This is a genomic window from Acinetobacter sp. RW6, assembly GCF_041956835.1.
Classification (GTDB): Bacteria; Pseudomonadota; Gammaproteobacteria; order Pseudomonadales; family Moraxellaceae; genus Acinetobacter; species Acinetobacter calcoaceticus.
In genome coordinates this window covers 927,402-946,488 of record NZ_CP167121.1, presented here as the reverse complement: position 1 = coordinate 946,488, position 19,087 = coordinate 927,402, and the positions used below count along the sequence as shown (strand labels likewise).

Genomic DNA, 19,087 nt, shown 5'->3' with positions numbered 1-19,087 from the left:
TTATGTAATAAGTAATTAAGCTAATTAAACTTTACTCAATAAATAATAAAGCTAATCGAACCTGATCATATCCCATTCGAGGACTGGTTGCTTCAACGATTGGTCTTAGTTTGATCGAACCATCATCAGAAAAATGATCTGGATTTTGGCGCTTTTTCAGTTTCTTATAAATTTTTCGGATTTCTTCCACCACCTCTTCACCAGGATGGGCAACCGAAATATCCAGTTTTTGTTCTTTATGAAGTCGCGCCAAATGATTAATAATAGTTGCTGGTGTTAGGCCACGTTCATGCGCGATGTCTTCAATCTCATAGCCTTCTTCAAACAACGCACGTGTTTCGTCTAGAGTTGCCGTAGCGTAATTTTGCTTTCCACCTTTTGCGATTTTTTTCTCATTACGAGAAATCTCGGTTTCATTTAAAGTTCCGCCACAATGACGAATAAATGCTTTGTGCTGAGCAGTTAAATCTACATCTGCAAAGTTGTCTTCTGCTTCTTTAGACAACTCTTGGAAACGACGATCGGCTTTTACAGCCAAGCTATCTAGCTCTAGAGCTTGCTCGTTAATCCCTAATAACTTTAAACCCGTTAAAGATTTCAAACGCGACAATGCCACATAGCCCTGACCTTTTTCGAAGGTATTCGTGAGGTTAATTTCAGCAGCTTCTAAAGTCATCCCTTGGCTTTTATGAATGGTAATCGCCCATGCCAAACGGAGTGGAATTTGCTGGAAACTGGCAATCACTTTACCTGCATCATTTTCAACTGACCAAGTTTCAGGCGCGACCAGCAATGTCGTGCCATCGGTCAATTTCACCTTTGGTAGCAAACCATTTTCATCATCTTCTTCAAAACCAATCACTTCACCTAAACTCCCGTTGATATATCCCATATCAAAGTTGTTTTTTACAAACATGACTTTTGCATGTTTCTTTAAGGTGAGCTCTTCTGGTGCACGAACCGAAGATTTTAAAGTTTCTATCAGTTTTTCATTACCATCTAAAACTGCATTAAATTGATGTCCTTCATTATCAATTTCATTTAAGTGCTGATAATTGATATTGTCGACATCCATATTGTGCGTATAGAGACGAGTAAAGGTCTCACCAATATCATGCGAGCGTGATTGACGTAACGCGTGTATATGGTCTGCTTGAATATTTTGCGCACGAATGGCATTTAAAATCTGGTTAAGGATTTCATCATCTTGGCGGTGTTGTTCTGTTAAATAACATACGCGAAATTTAGCTTCGACCCATGCATCAGACATAAAACAGAACTTGTCACGGTTGGCTTCACTATTACGTCCAACTGGTGGCAACTGAAAGAAATCTCCGGCAACAATGACTTGGATGCCACCAAATGCCTCGTCGCTCTCTTTAAAATATTTTAAAACCTGATTCACCAGATTAAGCTGTTTTGCATGTAACATCGAAATTTCATCGATGACGAGAACTTGCGCATTTTCAAGGTGTTCCTTGAGATATTTACGCTCTTTCATACGTTTTAGGTCATCGTCAGTTAACTGATCTTTAATCCCGATGCCTGCCCATGTATGAATCGTCATGCCATTCATATGCGTTGCAGCAATACCTGTAGATGCCGTAATCGCCACAGGTACTTTACGTGCTTTTAGGTATTGGATGTACTGATTGAGTGTATAGGTTTTCCCTGCACCAGCCGAACCGGTTAAAAAGACATTTTCACCTGCTTTAAGCAGTTTAAGCGCAGTTTCCTGTTTCATAATCTCATAAGTACATCTTCAACAGCCCATAGCTTAACGACTTTCCCGAAAAAATTAAATGAATGAGCCAGAATTTCTGTAAAATCAATGTAAATCAATAACTAACAGTAAAATAATATTTGGTAGGTTTTTGGTAGGTAGGAAAATAATCTTCACATCACAATACTAAGCCCATGGTGAGGCTCACCTGTAATAACAAACAATGGATTTATGGAAGAAGGAATCACTCCATGGCTTTTAAAAATATTGCAGATCAAACAAACGGTTTTTATATTCCCTGTGTATCACTCTTTGGACCAGGATGTGCCAAAGAAATTGGTACTAAGGCGCAAAACCTCGGCGCAAAAAAAGCATTAATTGTGACCGATGAAGGCTTATTTAAATTTGGTGTCGCAGATCTTATCGCAAACTATTTAACTGAAGCAGGCGTTGCTAGCCATATTTTCCCGGGCGCTGAACCAAACCCAACTGACGTCAATGTTCATAATGGCGTAAATGCCTATAACGAAAATGGCTGTGACTTTATTGTCTCGCTAGGTGGTGGTTCATCTCATGACTGTGCAAAAGGGATTGGCCTAGTCACTGCGGGTGGTGGTCATATTCGTGATTACGAAGGTATCGATAAAAGTAAGGTACCGATGACTCCGCTGATTGCAGTCAACACAACCGCTGGTACTGCATCTGAAATGACCCGTTTCTGTATTATTACCAATACAGACACTCACGTAAAAATGGCAATTGTTGACTGGCGTTGTACCCCACTCATTGCAATTGATGACCCAAAGCTCATGATTGCGAAACCTGCTGGTTTAACAGCGGCAACAGGTATGGATGCTTTAACCCATGCTGTTGAAGCCTATGTTTCTACAGCGGCAAACCCAATTACCGATGCTTGTGCAGAAAAAGCCATCACCATGATTAGCCAATGGTTACAACCTGCTGTAGCAAATGGCGAAAACATCGAAGCTCGTGATGCAATGAGCTATGCACAGTACTTGGCTGGTATGGCGTTTAACAATGCATCTTTAGGTTATGTACATGCGATGGCGCATCAATTGGGCGGTTTCTATAACCTACCTCACGGCGTATGTAATGCAATCTTGTTACCACACGTGTGCGAATTTAACTTAATTGCCTGCCCAGATCGCTACGCAAAAATCGCAGAGTTAATGGGTGTAAAAACTCATGGACTGACGGTGATGGAAGCTGCATATGCTGCAATTGATGCCATTCGCAAACTGTCTTCATCCATTGGTATTCCATCTGGATTAACAGAACTAGGCGTAAAAACTGAAGACCTTGCGGTTATGGCCGATAATGCTCAAAAAGATGCATGTATGCTGACCAATCCACGTAAAGCAAATCATGCACAAGTTGTGGAGATTTTCAAAGCAGCACTTTAATCTTGATGTAATGGCACATCCCTCTAGTAAGTCAAACCCCTCCGACCGTTGACTTACTTTTTGGGGAATACTTAGCTCCAGCGGTATTCCCTTTTTTTAAACCTCTATTCCAATCCAACCTCTAAACCTGATTGACAATTCGCCCATTTCATTGAAGGATACTCAGCATGTCTTAATTACAATAGCTCGATAAAAATGAATACATCTTCAGCTACTCAAAATTATGTTCCAGATATTTTAGGTACTGGCTACGAACAGCTCACACTCAACTTTCCCGATGATTACGAAGGTAAAGTGGTAGCAACACTGGTTCGTAAAAAGGCCGCTCAATCTACTCAAAAAGCTGTGCTTTATATTCATGGTTTTTTAGATTATTTCTTTCAAACTGAAATGGCTGAACAATTCAACGCGCATGGTTACGACTTCTATGCGTTGGATTTAAGAAAATACGGTCGTTCCAAGCTACCCCATCAAATCTTCTATAATGTGCTTGATTTAAGTGAATACGATGCCGAAATTACTCAAGCATTAGATATCATTGCTAAAGAACAACACACCCAAGTCTTGCTTGCAGGGCATTCGACTGGCGGTTTGACAGCAACACTTTATGCTGCCCATAACCCAAACCATCCTCTTATTAAAGCGCTGTGGGCAAATAGTCCATTTTACGACTTTAATTTAAGCTTGGTCGAAAAGAAATTTGGTATTCCAATGCTCAGTCGAGTAGGAAAATATCTACCTAAAGTTAAATTCCCAAGCCAACTGAACAAATGGTACACCGCGAGTCTTCACAAAGAACTTAAAGGTGAATGGGACTTTAATCTGGACTGGAAACCAACTTCTGCCCCTACTGTTCAACTCAGCTTTGTACATGCGATTCATACGGCACAAAAAGAGATTCATCACGGGGTTAAACTCGATATCCCTGCACTGATTATGCACTCCCACCAAACCAAAAACCCTAAAAAATGGGGAGTAGATGCGACTCAAAGTGATGTGATTTTAGATGTTAAAGACATTGAAAAACACGGTAAAAAAATCAAAGGAGATGTCTCTGTTGTCTCTATTCACAATGGATTGCACGATTTAGTACTTTCAGCCCAGCCAGTACGAGAACAAGTCTATCAACAATTGTTCCAGTGGCTGGATCAAAAAATCACTTAACTGAGCTTGGGTGAGTCAAGGTATTTCATCAGCAATTGATGCGCGGGATGTTCGCTAGGTACTAACTCCATAAGACGTTCTACCGCATCAATTGCTTCAGGGAAATGAGCTAAATGCTTAAGTAATAAATCTGTTTCTTGCGTTTTAAAAATTGCATCGCTCAAGCGCGATTCAAGGCAGTCACGCCATGCACATAAAAACGGGCTTTCAGTTTTTGCCAGAAAAACACCTGTGTAAAGCTGCAAAGCAGAAGCCGCATATCCCGCATCCAGTGCTTGTTCAGCTTGTAAAAAATCGGCTTCAACATGTACAAGCAAACGATATGGCCGAGACCCAAGTAAACCACCCAAAATATCTCGAAGTTGAGACATTTCAGCTTTAAGTGTGCCCATGCTGACTTTACGTTCGCCATAGAGCGCCTGATAAAGATGCTCTAAAGTTAAGCCATGTGGACATAAGGCCAATATCGTCAAAATTTCAATTTGACGCGGTGTTAATAACAAACTTTTGCCATTAAATTTAACTTGTGGCGTCGAAAATGCACGAATATGTAATTGCTGGCGCTGCTGCTCTAGCAAAGCAGATTGAATAATGGATGCACAACGTTCAGCAGCCAATATCCCTAAACTATTATGATTCTTCCATGTGGTTGATAAATCAACGACACCTAGAGTTTGTTTTGAATATGGATCGATAATTGGCGCGGCATAACACACCCAATCATGAATCGATTCCATATAATGTTCATTAGAAAAAACACAACTTGATTGCTGAGTTTTTAAAGACAAAGCCAATGCATTGGTGCCAACAAATTCTTCACGCCATTGCCCACCCTGCACAAAGTGAACACGCTCAGCTGCACTTTGCATTTGAGCACTTGTTGCCGTCCAAATGATCGTACTACCAATGTCACCAACAGCAATTACCATTGAGGATTGTTGAGCGATATGACGTAAGTCGTCGGCACACTGACTTAAAGCCATATCTAAAGCATTTTGTGAAGCAGATTTTTTCTCGACTAATGGAGCCGCAAAACGCTCTTTAGGAATCGCAGCAGAGGCTGACCGTTCCCATGAACTTGCAATACTTTGACCCAGTTTGGCCGCATTTTGAGGAGAGAGACTATTTTGCGTACGCAGTTGATCAATCAACGTCCGTTGCTGCAATAAATCCTTTTTTGTGAACATTTGTAAATTCCTTATATATCCACATTTCTATTCCAACCTTTCTCCAACCTTCTTCTTTATATCCTAATTATACAAAGTACGAAAGTACCTACTGACAGGGTTCTTGTTAGTCTTTAGTCCTAAAAAGCAAAGGAATATTTATATGCGCTATATCGATCCAAATCAATCAGGCTCAAAAGTTCAATTTAAATCACAATATGAAAATTTTATTGGCGGTGAATGGGTAGCACCTATAAAGGGTGCATATTTTGATAATGTATCTCCTGTTGATGGAAAAGCTTTCACACGTATTCCACGCTCTAGTGCCGAAGATATCGAACTTGCTCTAGATGCAGCACATAAAGCGAAAGCAACATGGAATAAAGCCTCGCCAACGGTACGCTCAAATATACTTTTAAAAATTGCTGATCGTTTAGAAGCAAATCTTGAAATGCTTGCTGTCGCAGAAACTTGGGATAACGGTAAAGCGGTTCGTGAAACTTTAGCAGCTGATCTTCCGCTTGCGATTGACCATTTCCGTTATTTCGCAGGTTGTATTCGTGCTCAAGAAGGCGGCATCTCTGAAATTGATGAAGATACAATTGCCTACCATTTCCATGAGCCATTAGGTGTGGTTGGCCAAATCATTCCATGGAACTTCCCAATTTTAATGGCAGCATGGAAACTTGCTCCTGCTTTAGCGGCTGGTAACTGCGTTGTGATTAAACCAGCAGAGCAAACACCAGTAGGTATTTTACTAGTTGCTGAACTCATCCAAGATATCTTACCGCCGGGTGTACTTAATATTGTTAATGGTTTCGGTTCAGAAGTCGGTCGTCCGTTAGCGACAAACCCACGTATTGCCAAAATTGCTTTCACAGGTTCAACACAAACTGGACAAATGGTTATGCAATATGCGACCGAAAATATTATTCCAGTGACATTAGAACTTGGCGGCAAGTCACCAAACCTTTTCTTTGAAGATATCATGGATAAAGAGGATGACTTCTTAGAAAAAACACTTGAAGGTTTTGCCATGTTTGCCTTAAACCAAGGTGAAGTATGTACTTGCCCTTCTCGTGCTTTAGTACAAGATAGTATTGCTGATCAGTTCTTGGAAATGGCTGTCGAACGTGTAAAACGTATTAAAACTGGTCATCCACTTGATACTGAAACTATGATTGGTGCTCAAGCATCTCTACAACAGCAAGAGAAAATTTTACGTTGTATTAACACGGGTCGTGAAGAAGGTGCAGAACTCTTACTTGGCGGTAGTGGTCGTAAAGAAGTAGGCGATGGTTACTATGTTGATCCGACTATTTTTAAAGGTCACAACGGCATGCAAGTTTTCCAAGAAGAGATTTTTGGACCTGTACTTGCTGTGACAACGTTCAAAGACTTTGACGATGCAATTAAAATTGCCAATGACACCATGTATGGTTTAGGTGCAGGTGTTTGGTCACGTTCAGCACACATTTCTTATCGTGCTGGTCGCGCTATTGAAGCGGGTCGTGTCTGGACAAATTGCTATAACATCTACCCTGCTCATGCTGCATTTGGTGGCTACAAAAAATCAGGTATTGGCCGTGAAAACCACAAGATGATGCTAGATCATTATCAACAAACTAAAAACTTATTGGTGAGTTATTCAACTAAACCTATGGGCTTCTTCTAAGTTCTGCACCAAGTTGATACCAGACTATCAACACTAGAAAGAAGTAAGATCATTAATTATGTAAGAAGCCAGTAATTTAGATTACTGGCTTCTTTATTTAGTACTGTTAGTTCTCAAGTTTTTATCATTTGGAATAAAAAAGCGCCATCTATTATCTAAAGTGCTTCATTTAGGCATTGCTTTTGCATTGATTCATACAAACCCACTCGCAGGAGTATTGTATGAATCAACCAGAAACAGCTTCCGTTATTGCTTCAAGCGCAGAAGTTTCATCAGCAGAATATTTTGCTCAGCGTCAACTTAAACAAGGTACTGTGGGTTGGTTACTCCTGATTGGTTTAGGTGTAGCTTATGTGATATCTGGTGATTTTGCTGGCTGGAACTTCGGCATAGCCCAAGGTGGCTGGGGTGGTATGTTTATTGCCACTGCCCTCGCTGCAATCATGTACCTGTGCCTATGTCTTTCTATGTCAGAAATGTCCACCATGATGCCGACAGCAGGTGGTGGTTATAGTTTTGCGCGTGCTGCCTTTGGTCCTTTTGGTGGCTATTTAACAGGTACAGCTATTTTAATTGAATACGCGATTGCCCCTGCTGCTATTGCTGTATTTATTGGCGGTTATTGCGAATCTTTATTTGGCATTAATGGCTGGATGATTTACCTCGCCTGCTATGCGATTTTTATGGGCATACATTTGAAAGGTGCTGGCGAAGCCTTAAAAATTATGTTTGCAATTACGCTTATCGCAGCAGTTGCTCTTGTTGTGTTTATTGTGGCAATGGTTCCACATTTTAATACACAAAACCTGTTAGATATTCCCGTCGGCACAGCAACTGGTGCAAGTCGTTTTCTACCTCATGGTTACTTAGGTATATGGGCAGCAGTTCCATTTGCAATCTGGTTTTTCCTTGCAGTTGAAGGTGTTCCTTTAGCAGCAGAAGAAGCAAAAGATCCTGCAAAATCATTACCGCGTGGTTTGATTGGTTCAATGCTAATTTTAACTGCCTTTGCTATCCTCATTTTATTCTTGGGTGCAGGCGCAGCGGGTGCAAGTACTTTACAAAATTCTGGTGCTCCCCTCGTAGATGCTCTAGTTAAAGTTTATGGCACCAACACTTGGCTTGCGACCTTTGTAAACTTTGTCGGTTTAGCAGGTTTAATCGCGAGTTTCTTTTCAATTATCTATGCCTATTCGCGTCAAATCTTTGCATTGTCACGTGCTGGCTATTTACCAACCTCACTCTCTTTAACTAACAAAAATAAAGCACCTTACCTAGCGATTATTATTCCGGGCATTATCGGTTTCTTGCTTTCACTTACTAAAGAAGGCGATTCACTGATTTTAATTGCCGTTTTTGGTGCAACCATTTCTTATGTGTTGATTCTTTTATCCCACATCAAATTACGCCTATCTAAACCCGACATGCCCCGTCCCTATAAAACACCAGGTGGCATTGTAACCTCAAGCATTGCATTAGTTTTAGCAGTGGCTGCGGTAGTTGCAGGTTTTGTGGTTAACCCTAAAGTCTGGTTTATTGCTGCTGCTATTTATGCTGCATTTATTGCTTACTTTTTGTTCTACAGTCGCTATCATTTAATCAAGGGAACACCAGAAGAAGAGTTTGCAAATATTAAAGCTGCTGAACAAGAGCTATAAATAAAAGGATGCAACCATGAGTTATCGCAATATTGTCGCCAATCAGCAATATCACTTTGCTGACCTAAAAACTTTAATGGCAAAAGCAACGCCGTTACGTTCTGGCGATGAATTAGCAGGTGTAGCTGCCAGAGATGCAACTGAACATGTTGCTGCACAAATGACACTGGCCGATGTACCACTTAAAACTTTTTTAAATGAAGTAGTGGTCGATTACGAAACCGATGAAATTACACGACTAATTATTGATGAACATGATCTAGCAGCTTTTGCCCCTATTTCACACTTTACAGTAGGCGATTTTCGAAATTGGTTACTTGGAGAAGAAGCAACTGCACAAAGCTTAAAAGCATTAGCATCAGGTTTAACTCCAGAAATGGTGGCTGCTGTCAGCAAAATTATGCGCAATCAAGATTTGATTTATGTCGCGAGCAAGTGTGAAGTCGTTACCCAGTTTCGCAACACCATCGGTCTAAAAGGCCATCTTTCTACCCGTTTGCAACCCAATCACCCTACCGACGATGTACTTGGTATTTCTGCCAGTATTTTAGATGGCTTGATGTATGGCAATGGTGATGCCGTGATTGGCATTAACCCTGCGACAGATAATTTACATAATTTGTCAGAGCTACTGAAATTGCTTGACCATGTGATTCAGGAATATCAAATTCCGACGCAATCTTGTGTACTTACGCATATCAGCTCAGGTATTCAACTCGCTGAAAAAAATGTGCCGATTGATTTGATGTTTCAATCGATTGCTGGCACACAACTGGCTAACGAAGGTTTTGGAATTTCACTTGATTTACTGCAAGAAGGATATGAAACCACACTCGCACTCAAACGCGGGACCATTGGGCAAAATGTTATGTACTTTGAAACTGGTCAAGGCAGCGCCTTATCAAGCAATGCACATCACGGCGTTGACCAACAAACATTAGAAACCCGTGCCTATGCCGTAGCCCGTAAATACAATCCGCTGTTAGTAAATACAGTCGTCGGCTTTATTGGCCCAGAGTACCTTTTTAACGGCAAACAAATTATACGCGCAGGTCTAGAAGACCATTTTTGTGGCAAGTTACTTGGTGTGCCAATGGGCTGCGACATTTGTTACACCAACCATGCTGATGCCGACCAAAACGACATGGATGTTCTCCTTACCCTATTTGGGGCGGCGGGCATCAACTTTATTATGGGTATTCCGGGTTCAGATGATGTCATGCTCAATTATCAAACGACTTCGTTCCATGATGCCCTATATTTAAGACAGCTTTTAGGTTTAAAACCTGCTCCTGAGTTTTCTGCTTGGCTTGAACAGCAAGGTATTTTTAAACAACAAAACTCTCAAATTTGTTGGGCAGATCACATGCCCGACCAATTCTCTCGCCTGCTCATGAACTAGGGAGAACACTATGAAACTCAGTCGTGATATTCAATATCCCTCCTCTACCCATCAAGATCAGTGGGAAAAACTCAAACAGTTTACCGATGCCCGTATTGCTTTGGGTCGTGCAGGTTGCAGTATCCCAACACAAGCCTTACTTGAGTTCCAGTTGTCTCATGCACAAGCTAAAGATGCTGTTTATCAAGATATGGATGTTTCATATTTATCTGAGCAATTACAGCAACAGCAACTTCCAAGCATTCATGTACAAAGTAATACATCCAATAAAGAAATTTATCTCAAACGCCCAGATTTAGGACGTCAGCTTTCAGATCAATCAAAAGATATCTTAATTAAGGAATATGCAGAAAATCCGAAGCCATACGATGTTTGTATTGTGGTAGGTGACGGACTCTCTGCAAGAGCAATTGAAGCGAACGCTGTGGCATTTATTGCAGCGCTGAGTGAGCAAGTTCAGCAAGAAAACTGGTGTCTTGCACCAATTGCACTTGCGACAGGTAGCCGAGTTGCTTTAGGTGATGAAGTTGCTGAAATCTTTAAAGCATCCATGCTTGTGATGCTTATTGGAGAACGTCCGGGATTAAGCTCTCCGGACAGTATGGGCATTTACTATACATGGAATGCATATTCAGGCTGCCTCGATGCGAAACGCAATTGTATTTCCAATGTTCGCCCAGCAGGCTTAAGTATTCCAGTTGCAGTACAACGTTTAATCGCATTAATGAAAAATTCAAAACAACTCGGATTTTCAGGCGTTAATTTAAAAGATGAACATCAACTTTCAAACATAGGCCTTGAGGAAACTCAAAAGCTATTATTTTAAACAGTAGAATATGTTTAGGGATTTATTCATAAATAGATAATCCTTTGCATAACAACATCATTTTAACGAAAAATATCAATTTCCGGGTATTGGCGATTTATACAGATATTCTCTTCTTTATATTTACCGCTATACTCCACGTATTGATCTTCTATGAATCATTTGTATGAACACAACAAACGCCTTCCCTAAAACTATTTATGCCATTCAGCATCTTGCTTTCGAAGACTTAGGTTCATTAGAAGATGTCTTTTATCAACTCGGATTTCGCGTCCGTTATTTTGAGGCGGGTGTTGATGATTTAACCCCGGCTTTTTCACATGAAGGTTTAACCATTATTTTAGGTGGTCCAATCGGAGTTTATGAAACTGACGATTATCCATTCTTAAAAGATGAAATTGCTTTACTCAAACAACGTTTAGCAGCTGATAAACCTACTCTGGGCATTTGCCTAGGCGCACAGCTTATTGCTCATGCACTTGGCGCAAAAGTATATGCAGGACATCAAAAAGAAATTGGCTGGGGCCCATTGAGCCTAAGCCTACGCGCTAATCAGGTTTTATCTGGTTTGCTTAATAATGTGCATGTTCTACATTGGCACGGCGATACTTTCGACCTTCCTGAAAATGCAGTGCTCTTAGCAAGCTCTGATATTTATACCAATCAGGCATTTGAAGTCGGAAATAATATTCTTGCCTTGCAGTTCCACATTGAAACCACTGAAGAGCATTTTGAAAAGTGGTTAATTGGTCATACATGTGAACTTCGCCATGCAAATATTTCAATTCCAAAACTTCGCGAAGATAATTTGCAATACGCTCAAGCGCTCGAACATGCTGCATTTGAAATTATTCAAAAATTTCTCAAACGTATTGGATATAGCGGTTAAATTATAAAAATACAATTAATTAAATTATATCCATAAAGCCAAATGCTTACTTTTCACCCAAAGGTAGATTATTAATCTATCTTTGGGAACCTTTATAATTAATTTCCGTGTATTATTAATTTATTCATTTTGTAACATAAAATAAACGCTGATTTACTATGGAAATCCTGAAATTTATTAAAAGCTTTAACACGGTGAATACTTATTTATCGCTAGCATTTATTCTTCTTATAATCATTGTTCTTTATTTTTATGTGGTTAATCCAGCTTAGCTTATTTGCCAAAGCGCAATAAAGAATAATATATGTAAGAAAATAGATATAAAAAAGCCCAACTCAGTTGGGCTTTTTTATATCTGCTATTTACTCGAAACCTGTTACTCGTGTTACTTTTTCTCAGGCTTAAAGCTATCTTTCAAATCGAGAATACGGTTAAACACTGGTTTTTCAGGTGAATGATCGTGCTGATCTGCAACGAAATAACCTTCACGTTCAAACTGGAAACGATCTTCTGGACTCGCTTGTGCTAAAGCAGGTTCAATTACAGCTTCTAATACTTTCATCGAATCCGGATTTAGGTTTGCCAAGAAATCATCACCTGTTTCAGGGTCTGCTTCTGTGAACAAACGATCGTAAATACGTACTTCAGCAGGAATACCTTTGGTTGCAGATACCCAGTGAATCACGCCTTTCACTTTACGACCTTCAGGATTTTTACCTAAAGTTTCAGGATCAATTGAACATTTCAGCTCAACCACTTCACCATTTGCATCCTTAATGACTTCATCACATTTAATCACGTAAGCATGACGTAAACGTACTTCGCCGTTAGGAATTAAACGTTTAAAGCCTTTTGGCGGTACTTCCTCAAAGTCTTTACGGTCAATATAGATTTCCTTAGTTAAAGGAATTACACGATCGCCCATATCAACGTTAGGATGGCGAGCATGCGTAAGATCCATATCTTCTGGTAAATTGGTCAAAGTTACTTTAAGTGGACTTAAAACAGCCATACCACGCGCAGCTGTATTTTCCAAAGATTGACGAATACAGAACTCAAGCATTGCAACATCTACAATACCATCAGTTTTTGACACACCTACACGTTTACAGAAATCACGTAAACCTTCTGGAGTAAAACCTCGACGGCGCATACCCACTACTGTTGGCATACGCGGGTCATCCCAACCATTCACATGACCACCTTCCACCAACTTACGTAATTTACGTTTTGATGTAATGGTGTAGTCCACGTTTAAACGTGAAGATTCGTACTGATGTGGAACTGCTTTAGATTTTACCTTTTCTACAATCCAGTCATAAAACGGACGGTGATCTTGGAACTCTAATGTACAAAGCGAATGAGTAATCCCCTCAATAGCATCAGACAATGGATGAGCATAGTCATACATTGGATAGATTTTCCACTTATCACCTGTTTGGTGATGCTCTGAATGCAATACGCGATATAAAATTGGGTCACGCATGTGTACATTTGGGCTTGCCATATCAATTTTGGCACGTAAAACAGCTTCACCCTCTTTAAATTCACCACTGCGCATTTTTTCAAAGCGAGCAAGGTTTTCTTCAACAGATGCATCACGATATGGTGAATTTTTACCCGGCTCAACAAAACTACCGCGGTTTAACTTAATTTCTTCTGGAGACTGTAAATCAACATAAGCATCGCCTTGCTCAATTAATTGAACAGCCCATGCATATAATTGATCAAAATAACTTGATGCATAGCGTGGCTCACCATTCCAGTTAAAACCAAGCCATTTCACATCATTCGCAATACCGTCAACGTACTCTTGTTCTTCAGCATCAGGGTTTGTATCGTCAAAACGTAAATTACATAAACCATCAAACTCTTCAGCCACACCAAAGTTTAGGCAAATCGCTTTTACATGACCAATATGCAAATAACCATTTGGTTCTGGTGGAAAACGCGTTACGATCTGATTTGCACGTCCAGCAGCCAAGTCTTCAGTAATGACTTGGCGAACAAAATCTAAGCCAGCCTGTTGTTCTTGCTGCGCAGAATCGACAGAGGCATGAGTATTCGGTGTCGGGTTATTTGGCAGGCTCGAGACAACATCATTAGGCTTCATAGTGTATCAATCACTTCTTTGTAGATAAAATTTCGAAAAATTTAAACGCTATCTTCATTTTTAACAAAGATTTTAACGTTTTTTACTTGCCTTGTAGTTTACAGTTTGCTTATGCTTCTCTCAACCAAAAACCCATGGTCATAAGCCCATGTTTAGGAGATTAATGTAATGAGTTTTCCTCAAGTCGAATTAAACACCAATAAAGGTCGTATTGTTCTTGAACTGAATGCTGAAAAAGCACCTAAAACAGTAGCAAACTTTTTAGAATATGTACGTGACGGTTTTTATGACGGCGTTATTTTCCACCGCGTCATTGATGGTTTCATGATCCAAGGTGGCGGTATGGATGAAAACTTCAAAGAAAAAGCAACACGTGACTCAATTGAAAATGAAGCTGATAACGGTTTAAGCAACGACGAAGGTACGATTGCAATGGCGCGTACTCAAGCTCCTCACTCAGCGTCTGCTCAATTCTTTATCAACGTGAAAAATAACTCTTTCTTGAACCATACCTCTAAAACTGCTCAAGGTTGGGGTTATGCTGTATTTGGTAAAGTTGTTGAAGGTTTAGACATTGTTGAAGCGATCAAAGGTGTTCGCACTGGCAACCGTGGTTATCACGCTGACGTTCCTTTAGAAAATGTCGTAATCGAATCTGCTAAAATTATTTCTGAATAATTTTAGGATAAAGCTGTGACTTATCTGTTTATCTCAGATTTACATTTGTCACCTGAACACCCTCGACTCGTTCGAGGGTTTTTAGACTTATTGGTGCATTACCAAGATAAAAATACTCAGCTCTACATTTTAGGTGACTGGTTTAATGCCTGGATTGGAGATGACTATTCAGCACCATGGCTTGATGAAATTGTTGAGGCCCTAAAAGACTTTACCCAAAAAGGAAATCGAGTTTACTTTCAAGTCGGTAACCGTGATTTTGCTCTTAATCAAGTTTTCCTCAATAAATTTAATGGCGTTTTACTCCCTGACATTTATTCCCTCAATATTGCAGGACATCAATATCGTCTAGAACACGGCGATGCATTATGTACAGATGACGTTTCTTATCAAAGATTTAAAAAGATTATTCGAAATCCGCTCTTAGTCGCTCTTTTACGTCGAACTCCACTCAGTTTTCGCACTAAGCTGGTTAATGGCTTCCGCAAGAGAAGCTCCGCGGATAAACAGCAAAAAAGCTATGAAATCATGGATGTAAATGAACAAGCAGTTCTGTCTGCTTTAGCAAATGTAGATACACTGATTCATGGGCATACTCACCGCCCTTCAATTCATCAAGTGCAAGATAAACAACGAATTGTTCTTGGCGATTGGCGTGAGGATCAGGCTTATATTTTAGAAATTGATCCATCTTCAAATATGCGACAGCTCGAATTGGTTGTCTGGAATTATTAGCTAGAAATTAGTCACTTTTTATTTGAAATTTCAATTCTTTAATTTTTTTATTTAAATCAAAATCCCAAATCACACATACCCCAGTAATAAATACAAATCTCCAATTTATATGTCCATACTTTTGATACTCAATGTATAAAATTAAAAGACACAGTACAAATGCAAAAATTATAAAGGCTTTAACATTTCTACTTTCTCGCAACTTACTCTTTGCATCAGTTGGCATTAAATCAATCATTTTCAATAGATTACTAAAACTTTATATAAGTATTATATTTCTTTATCAAATTACATAGGAAATGTTTTTGAATAAAATAGCGTATGATGACAAAGATTAAATTCTCTCAATTGCCATAAGATTGATATGGAGTAGACCTATGGACCTATTGAATTCTGTTAAAAGCCGCTATACAACAAAAGCGTACGATTCTGAAAAGAAAATCCCTCAAGAAAAAATTAATAAATTATTAGAAATTTTACGTTTTTCACCTTCTTCAGTGAATATACAACCTTGGCACTTTTTCATTGCAGATAACCTTGCAGCTAAAGAAAGAATAGCGAAAGCCTTAACAGGTAAATATGCTTACAATGGTCCCAAAGTGCTTGAGTCATCACACACACTTGTATTCTGCACAAAAACAGACATTTCATCTGAATACTTAAATCAATTACTTGAACAAGATGATTTAAGTGGCCGTTTTAAAGATGAAAAAGCTAAATTAGGCCAAAAAGATACTCGCCATGGCTATGTTGAGTTCTATCGAAATGAGCAGAAAAATTTATTTGGATGGATGGAAAATCAAACATTCATTGCTCTGGGGCAACTACTTTTTGCTGCGGGTTTAGAAGGAATTGATGCAACCCCAATGGGCGGCTTTGATGAAGACATTTTAAATAATGAGTTAGGTTTAACTGAAAAATGCCTACGTAGTTCAGTCATTGTTTCTCTAGGTTATCGCAGTGAAAACGATTTTAATGCCAAACTACCTAAATCACGCCTACCAGATGAAGTTATTTTTACCTATTTATAAAATTAGAATAGTTCAAGAGATTCAACTCTCTTGAACTATAAAGCCATTGCCCTAGCTAAACAAATCACGCCACTTATCCCAAATAAAATACCTAAAGTGGTAGGCCATTTTAATTTTTCTTTATATAAAATAACGCCACTTGCAATGCCTAATAGCACCACAAGAATATTCATACTTGCAAAAACAATTGCAGGTGAATCCTTTAAAAGAATATGAGCTTTCACATATAAAGCAATATTCGAAAAATTAAGTACACCTAATATCAACCCAGCTATAGCACTTTTAAACTGCCATTTTTGGGTTTTCTGCACCAATAAATATGAAATTGATAATATAAAAGCTGTAATAAAAATAAGATTCAAAGTCAGTGTAAATTGAAGACCTAAACTACTCGTATATTTTAAGAGAATATCTACTGCGGCATATCCACACCAAACACTTAATAGAGCAAAAATTGCTTTTCGAGATTGATGATTTGAAGAAGCACCCATTTGTCCAAAGAGGACAAGTAAAACAGCAAAAATTCCTAAACCTATTCCCCATAGTTTTAATACATTAAATTGTTCATGAAAAAAGAAATAAGCTGCAAGTAAAGAAAGTACGACGGAAAGACGCTGTGCAACCTCAGTCTTAACAATTCCTGCATATTCTAATGACTTGGCTAAACACAGAAAAATACTGGGCAAAATCAATCCTAATGCAACAATTAGCCACCAAGGGGTCTTTGATATTGAAATGTGTTGAATATCAGGCTGAAACCACCAAAAGCAAAGAAGACTCGCGCTCGCATAGTTCCATGTAATCATCTGTAATGGCTGATACCCTTTTTTCTTTAAGTTTTTTAATAGGATAGACACCAAAACACTACTTAAAGCAGCAGCCAATATTAATATCATCGATTAAAACTCTATTTATTTAAATATATGAGTCACCATAGTCACATTATGACCTTTGATGAGTTTAATATTTTGAATTAACTTTTAAATAAACATAAAAAAACCAGTCATTATCTGACTGGTTTCTTTTTTAGATATCAATTAACGATTATTTTCGTCTTCTTGACCATCTTCAAATTTAGTATCGTTGTCAAAACCACCTTGATGACCACCGAAGCCGCCTTGACCACCGAAACCACCACCTTGACCACCGAAGCCACCTTGACCGCCGAAGCCGCCACCTTGACCGCCACCGAAGCCGCCTTGACCACCGAAGCCACCTTGAGCGCCACCGAAGCCACCTTGAGCACCACCGAAGCCGCCTTGAGCGCCACCGAAGCCACCAGTAGGTTGACCACCACCAAAGCCGCCTTGTGTGCCACCTTGTGCTGGGAAGCCTGTACCTTGCGCGCCTGCAGGGCGTGGGTTACGAGCTGGAACAACAGTTGAAATCGCGTGTTTGTAAACCATTTGACTTACTGTATTTTTTAATAAAACAACATATTGGTCAAATGATTCAATATGACCCTGTAATTTAATACCGTTCACAAGGAAAATAGAAACAGGGATACGTTCTTTACGGAGAGAATTTAAGAACGGATCTTGTAAAGTTTGACCTTTAGACATTTTTAACTCCAAAAAAAAAATTTTAAATCAGCGCAAAAAAACTATCTTTATTTTTCAACTAAAAATTATAAAAAGACAGTGTGCAAATTTTGCTTTATCCATAAGAGTTTCGCAAGTCTTCTTTCGCCTGCTTTATCGTCAAGTAAGTTTTAAAATCGTGTATTTCTTGCAAAGAACGTAACCACGTATATTGACGTTTGGCAAGTTGTCGTGTTGCAAATAAAGCTTTATCCTCCATTTCACGTTTACTTTTGAGACTTATATCACTTTTTAATAGAAATTCTAGTGCTTGTCGATAACCCACCGAACGCATTGAGGGTAAATTTTCATCTAAATCGTATTTTTCAATTAGAGCTTCAACTTCACTCAAAAAACCGATATCCCACATTTTGCTCAATCTTTGCTCAATGCGTTGATGTAATTCTACCCGATCTGGAAGTAAAGCATAATTATGAAATATGTATCGATATGGTACGTTTTTGGGTTGTTCTGCCTGCAGTTTAGTAATTGGCTCACCCGTAAGCTTATAAACCTCTAGTGCTCGAATAATCCTTTGCTTATCAGTCACATTAAATTTTACAGCCGCGGCAGGATCTACGGAAACTAATTCATCATAAACAGCCTGCCACCCTTCATTTAAACCTTTTTCTTCAATTGCTGCCCGAACTTGGGGATCTGCACTCGGCAAATTACTCGATAGACCTTCTAATAATGACTTAAAGTACAACATTGTGCCTCCTACTAAAATAGGAGTTTTCCCGCGTGAATGCATGTCATCAATCAACTTAGACGCATCTTCAACAAATTGAGCAGCTGAATAAACTTCAAGAGGAGTAATCAGATCAATTAAATGATGAGGATATAGCGCTTGCTCTTCACGAGTTGGTTTAGCAGTACCGATATCCATATCTTTATAAACGAGAGCAGAATCAACAGAAATCAGCTCAAAATTTCCACGCTCGTATAATTCACATGCCAAAGCGGTTTTACCGCTTGCAGTTGGTCCCATTAAATTGATGACGGGCAATTGATTTGACATGT

General features: G+C 39.2%; 18 protein-coding genes. 11 read left to right on the top strand and 7 right to left on the bottom strand.

Annotated elements, in window-relative coordinates:
* Positions 1-31: 31 nt before the first annotated feature.
* Positions 32-1,744 carry an AAA family ATPase gene (locus ACB088_RS04380; RefSeq protein WP_375038118.1) on the bottom strand — a complete coding sequence of 571 codons (1,713 nt, stop codon included), beginning with the start codon at positions 1,742-1,744 and terminating at the stop codon, positions 32-34.
* Positions 1,745-1,974: 230 nt separating this feature from the next.
* Between ACB088_RS04380 and ACB088_RS04375 the strand changes: the two genes are divergently transcribed.
* Positions 1,975-3,147, top strand: coding sequence for an iron-containing alcohol dehydrogenase (locus ACB088_RS04375; RefSeq protein ID WP_375038117.1), 1,173 nt, complete (start codon positions 1,975-1,977; stop codon positions 3,145-3,147).
* Positions 3,148-3,342: 195 nt separating this feature from the next.
* A complete protein-coding gene (locus tag ACB088_RS04370; protein ID WP_375038116.1) occupies positions 3,343-4,311 on the top strand; it encodes an alpha/beta hydrolase in 969 nt (322 codons plus the stop codon).
* Here the strand turns inward: ACB088_RS04370 and ACB088_RS04365 are convergent.
* Entirely contained in the window at positions 4,308-5,498 is a 1,191-nt protein-coding gene (locus tag ACB088_RS04365) for a transcriptional regulator (protein WP_309949161.1), read from the bottom strand. The two genes, ACB088_RS04370 and ACB088_RS04365, sit on opposite strands and share 4 nt — an antisense overlap.
* A gap of 142 nt (positions 5,499-5,640) precedes the next feature.
* On the opposite strand from ACB088_RS04365, the gene ACB088_RS04360 reads away from it, so the two are divergent.
* The 6 genes from ACB088_RS04360 (at position 5,641) to ACB088_RS04335 (ending at position 12,199) form a co-directional block, all read left to right on the top strand.
* On the top strand, positions 5,641-7,152 hold the full coding sequence (locus tag ACB088_RS04360) for an aldehyde dehydrogenase family protein (protein ID WP_375038115.1): 1,512 nt from the start codon (positions 5,641-5,643) through the stop codon (positions 7,150-7,152).
* Positions 7,153-7,373: 221 nt separating this feature from the next.
* A complete protein-coding gene (eat, locus tag ACB088_RS04355) occupies positions 7,374-8,810 on the top strand; it encodes an ethanolamine permease (RefSeq protein WP_375038114.1) in 1,437 nt (478 codons plus the stop codon).
* Positions 8,811-8,826: 16 nt separating this feature from the next.
* The gene (locus ACB088_RS04350) at positions 8,827-10,212 is read left to right on the top strand and encodes an ethanolamine ammonia-lyase subunit EutB (RefSeq protein WP_375038113.1); all 1,386 of its coding nucleotides are present in this window, start codon (positions 8,827-8,829) and stop codon (positions 10,210-10,212) included.
* Between the two features lie 10 nt (positions 10,213-10,222).
* Positions 10,223-11,038, top strand: a complete 816-nt coding sequence (eutC, locus tag ACB088_RS04345; protein ID WP_375038112.1) for an ethanolamine ammonia-lyase subunit EutC — start codon at positions 10,223-10,225, stop codon at positions 11,036-11,038.
* Positions 11,039-11,204: 166 nt separating this feature from the next.
* The gene (locus tag ACB088_RS04340; RefSeq protein WP_375038111.1) at positions 11,205-11,927 is read left to right on the top strand and encodes a glutamine amidotransferase; all 723 of its coding nucleotides are present in this window, start codon (positions 11,205-11,207) and stop codon (positions 11,925-11,927) included.
* Between the two features lie 158 nt (positions 11,928-12,085).
* Positions 12,086-12,199, top strand: coding sequence for a hypothetical protein (locus tag ACB088_RS04335; protein WP_080592263.1), 114 nt, complete (start codon positions 12,086-12,088; stop codon positions 12,197-12,199).
* 113 nt (positions 12,200-12,312) lie between these two features.
* Here ACB088_RS04335 and ACB088_RS04330 read toward each other — a convergent pair whose 3' ends face one another.
* Entirely contained in the window at positions 12,313-14,040 is a 1,728-nt protein-coding gene (locus tag ACB088_RS04330) for a glutamine--tRNA ligase/YqeY domain fusion protein (RefSeq protein ID WP_375038109.1), read from the bottom strand.
* Between the two features lie 168 nt (positions 14,041-14,208).
* On the opposite strand from ACB088_RS04330, the gene ACB088_RS04325 reads away from it, so the two are divergent.
* Together ACB088_RS04325 and ACB088_RS04320 are read left to right on the top strand one after the other, a co-directional pair.
* Positions 14,209-14,718 carry a peptidylprolyl isomerase gene (locus ACB088_RS04325; protein ID WP_003652397.1) on the top strand — a complete coding sequence of 170 codons (510 nt, stop codon included), beginning with the start codon at positions 14,209-14,211 and terminating at the stop codon, positions 14,716-14,718.
* Positions 14,719-14,733: 15 nt separating this feature from the next.
* The gene (locus ACB088_RS04320) at positions 14,734-15,453 is read left to right on the top strand and encodes a UDP-2,3-diacylglucosamine diphosphatase (RefSeq protein ID WP_375038108.1); all 720 of its coding nucleotides are present in this window, start codon (positions 14,734-14,736) and stop codon (positions 15,451-15,453) included.
* 7 nt (positions 15,454-15,460) lie between these two features.
* On the opposite strand, the gene ACB088_RS04315 is transcribed toward ACB088_RS04320, so the two are convergent.
* The gene (locus ACB088_RS04315) at positions 15,461-15,691 is read right to left on the bottom strand and encodes a hypothetical protein (RefSeq protein ID WP_092706826.1); all 231 of its coding nucleotides are present in this window, start codon (positions 15,689-15,691) and stop codon (positions 15,461-15,463) included.
* A gap of 139 nt (positions 15,692-15,830) precedes the next feature.
* Between ACB088_RS04315 and nfsB the strand changes: the two genes are divergently transcribed.
* Positions 15,831-16,484, top strand: coding sequence for an oxygen-insensitive NAD(P)H nitroreductase (nfsB, locus tag ACB088_RS04310; RefSeq protein ID WP_375038107.1), 654 nt, complete (start codon positions 15,831-15,833; stop codon positions 16,482-16,484).
* A gap of 35 nt (positions 16,485-16,519) precedes the next feature.
* Here nfsB and ACB088_RS04305 read toward each other — a convergent pair whose 3' ends face one another.
* The 3 genes from ACB088_RS04305 to miaA all read right to left on the bottom strand — a co-directional run bounded on the left by ACB088_RS04305 (position 16,520) and on the right by miaA (position 19,085).
* On the bottom strand, positions 16,520-17,380 hold the full coding sequence (locus tag ACB088_RS04305; RefSeq protein WP_375038106.1) for an EamA family transporter: 861 nt from the start codon (positions 17,378-17,380) through the stop codon (positions 16,520-16,522).
* Positions 17,381-17,521: 141 nt separating this feature from the next.
* The gene (hfq, locus tag ACB088_RS04300) at positions 17,522-18,046 is read right to left on the bottom strand and encodes an RNA chaperone Hfq (RefSeq protein ID WP_199989827.1); all 525 of its coding nucleotides are present in this window, start codon (positions 18,044-18,046) and stop codon (positions 17,522-17,524) included.
* Between the two features lie 94 nt (positions 18,047-18,140).
* A complete protein-coding gene (gene miaA, locus ACB088_RS04295; protein WP_375038105.1) occupies positions 18,141-19,085 on the bottom strand; it encodes a tRNA (adenosine(37)-N6)-dimethylallyltransferase MiaA in 945 nt (314 codons plus the stop codon).
* Between the last annotated feature and the right edge of the window lie 2 nt (positions 19,086-19,087).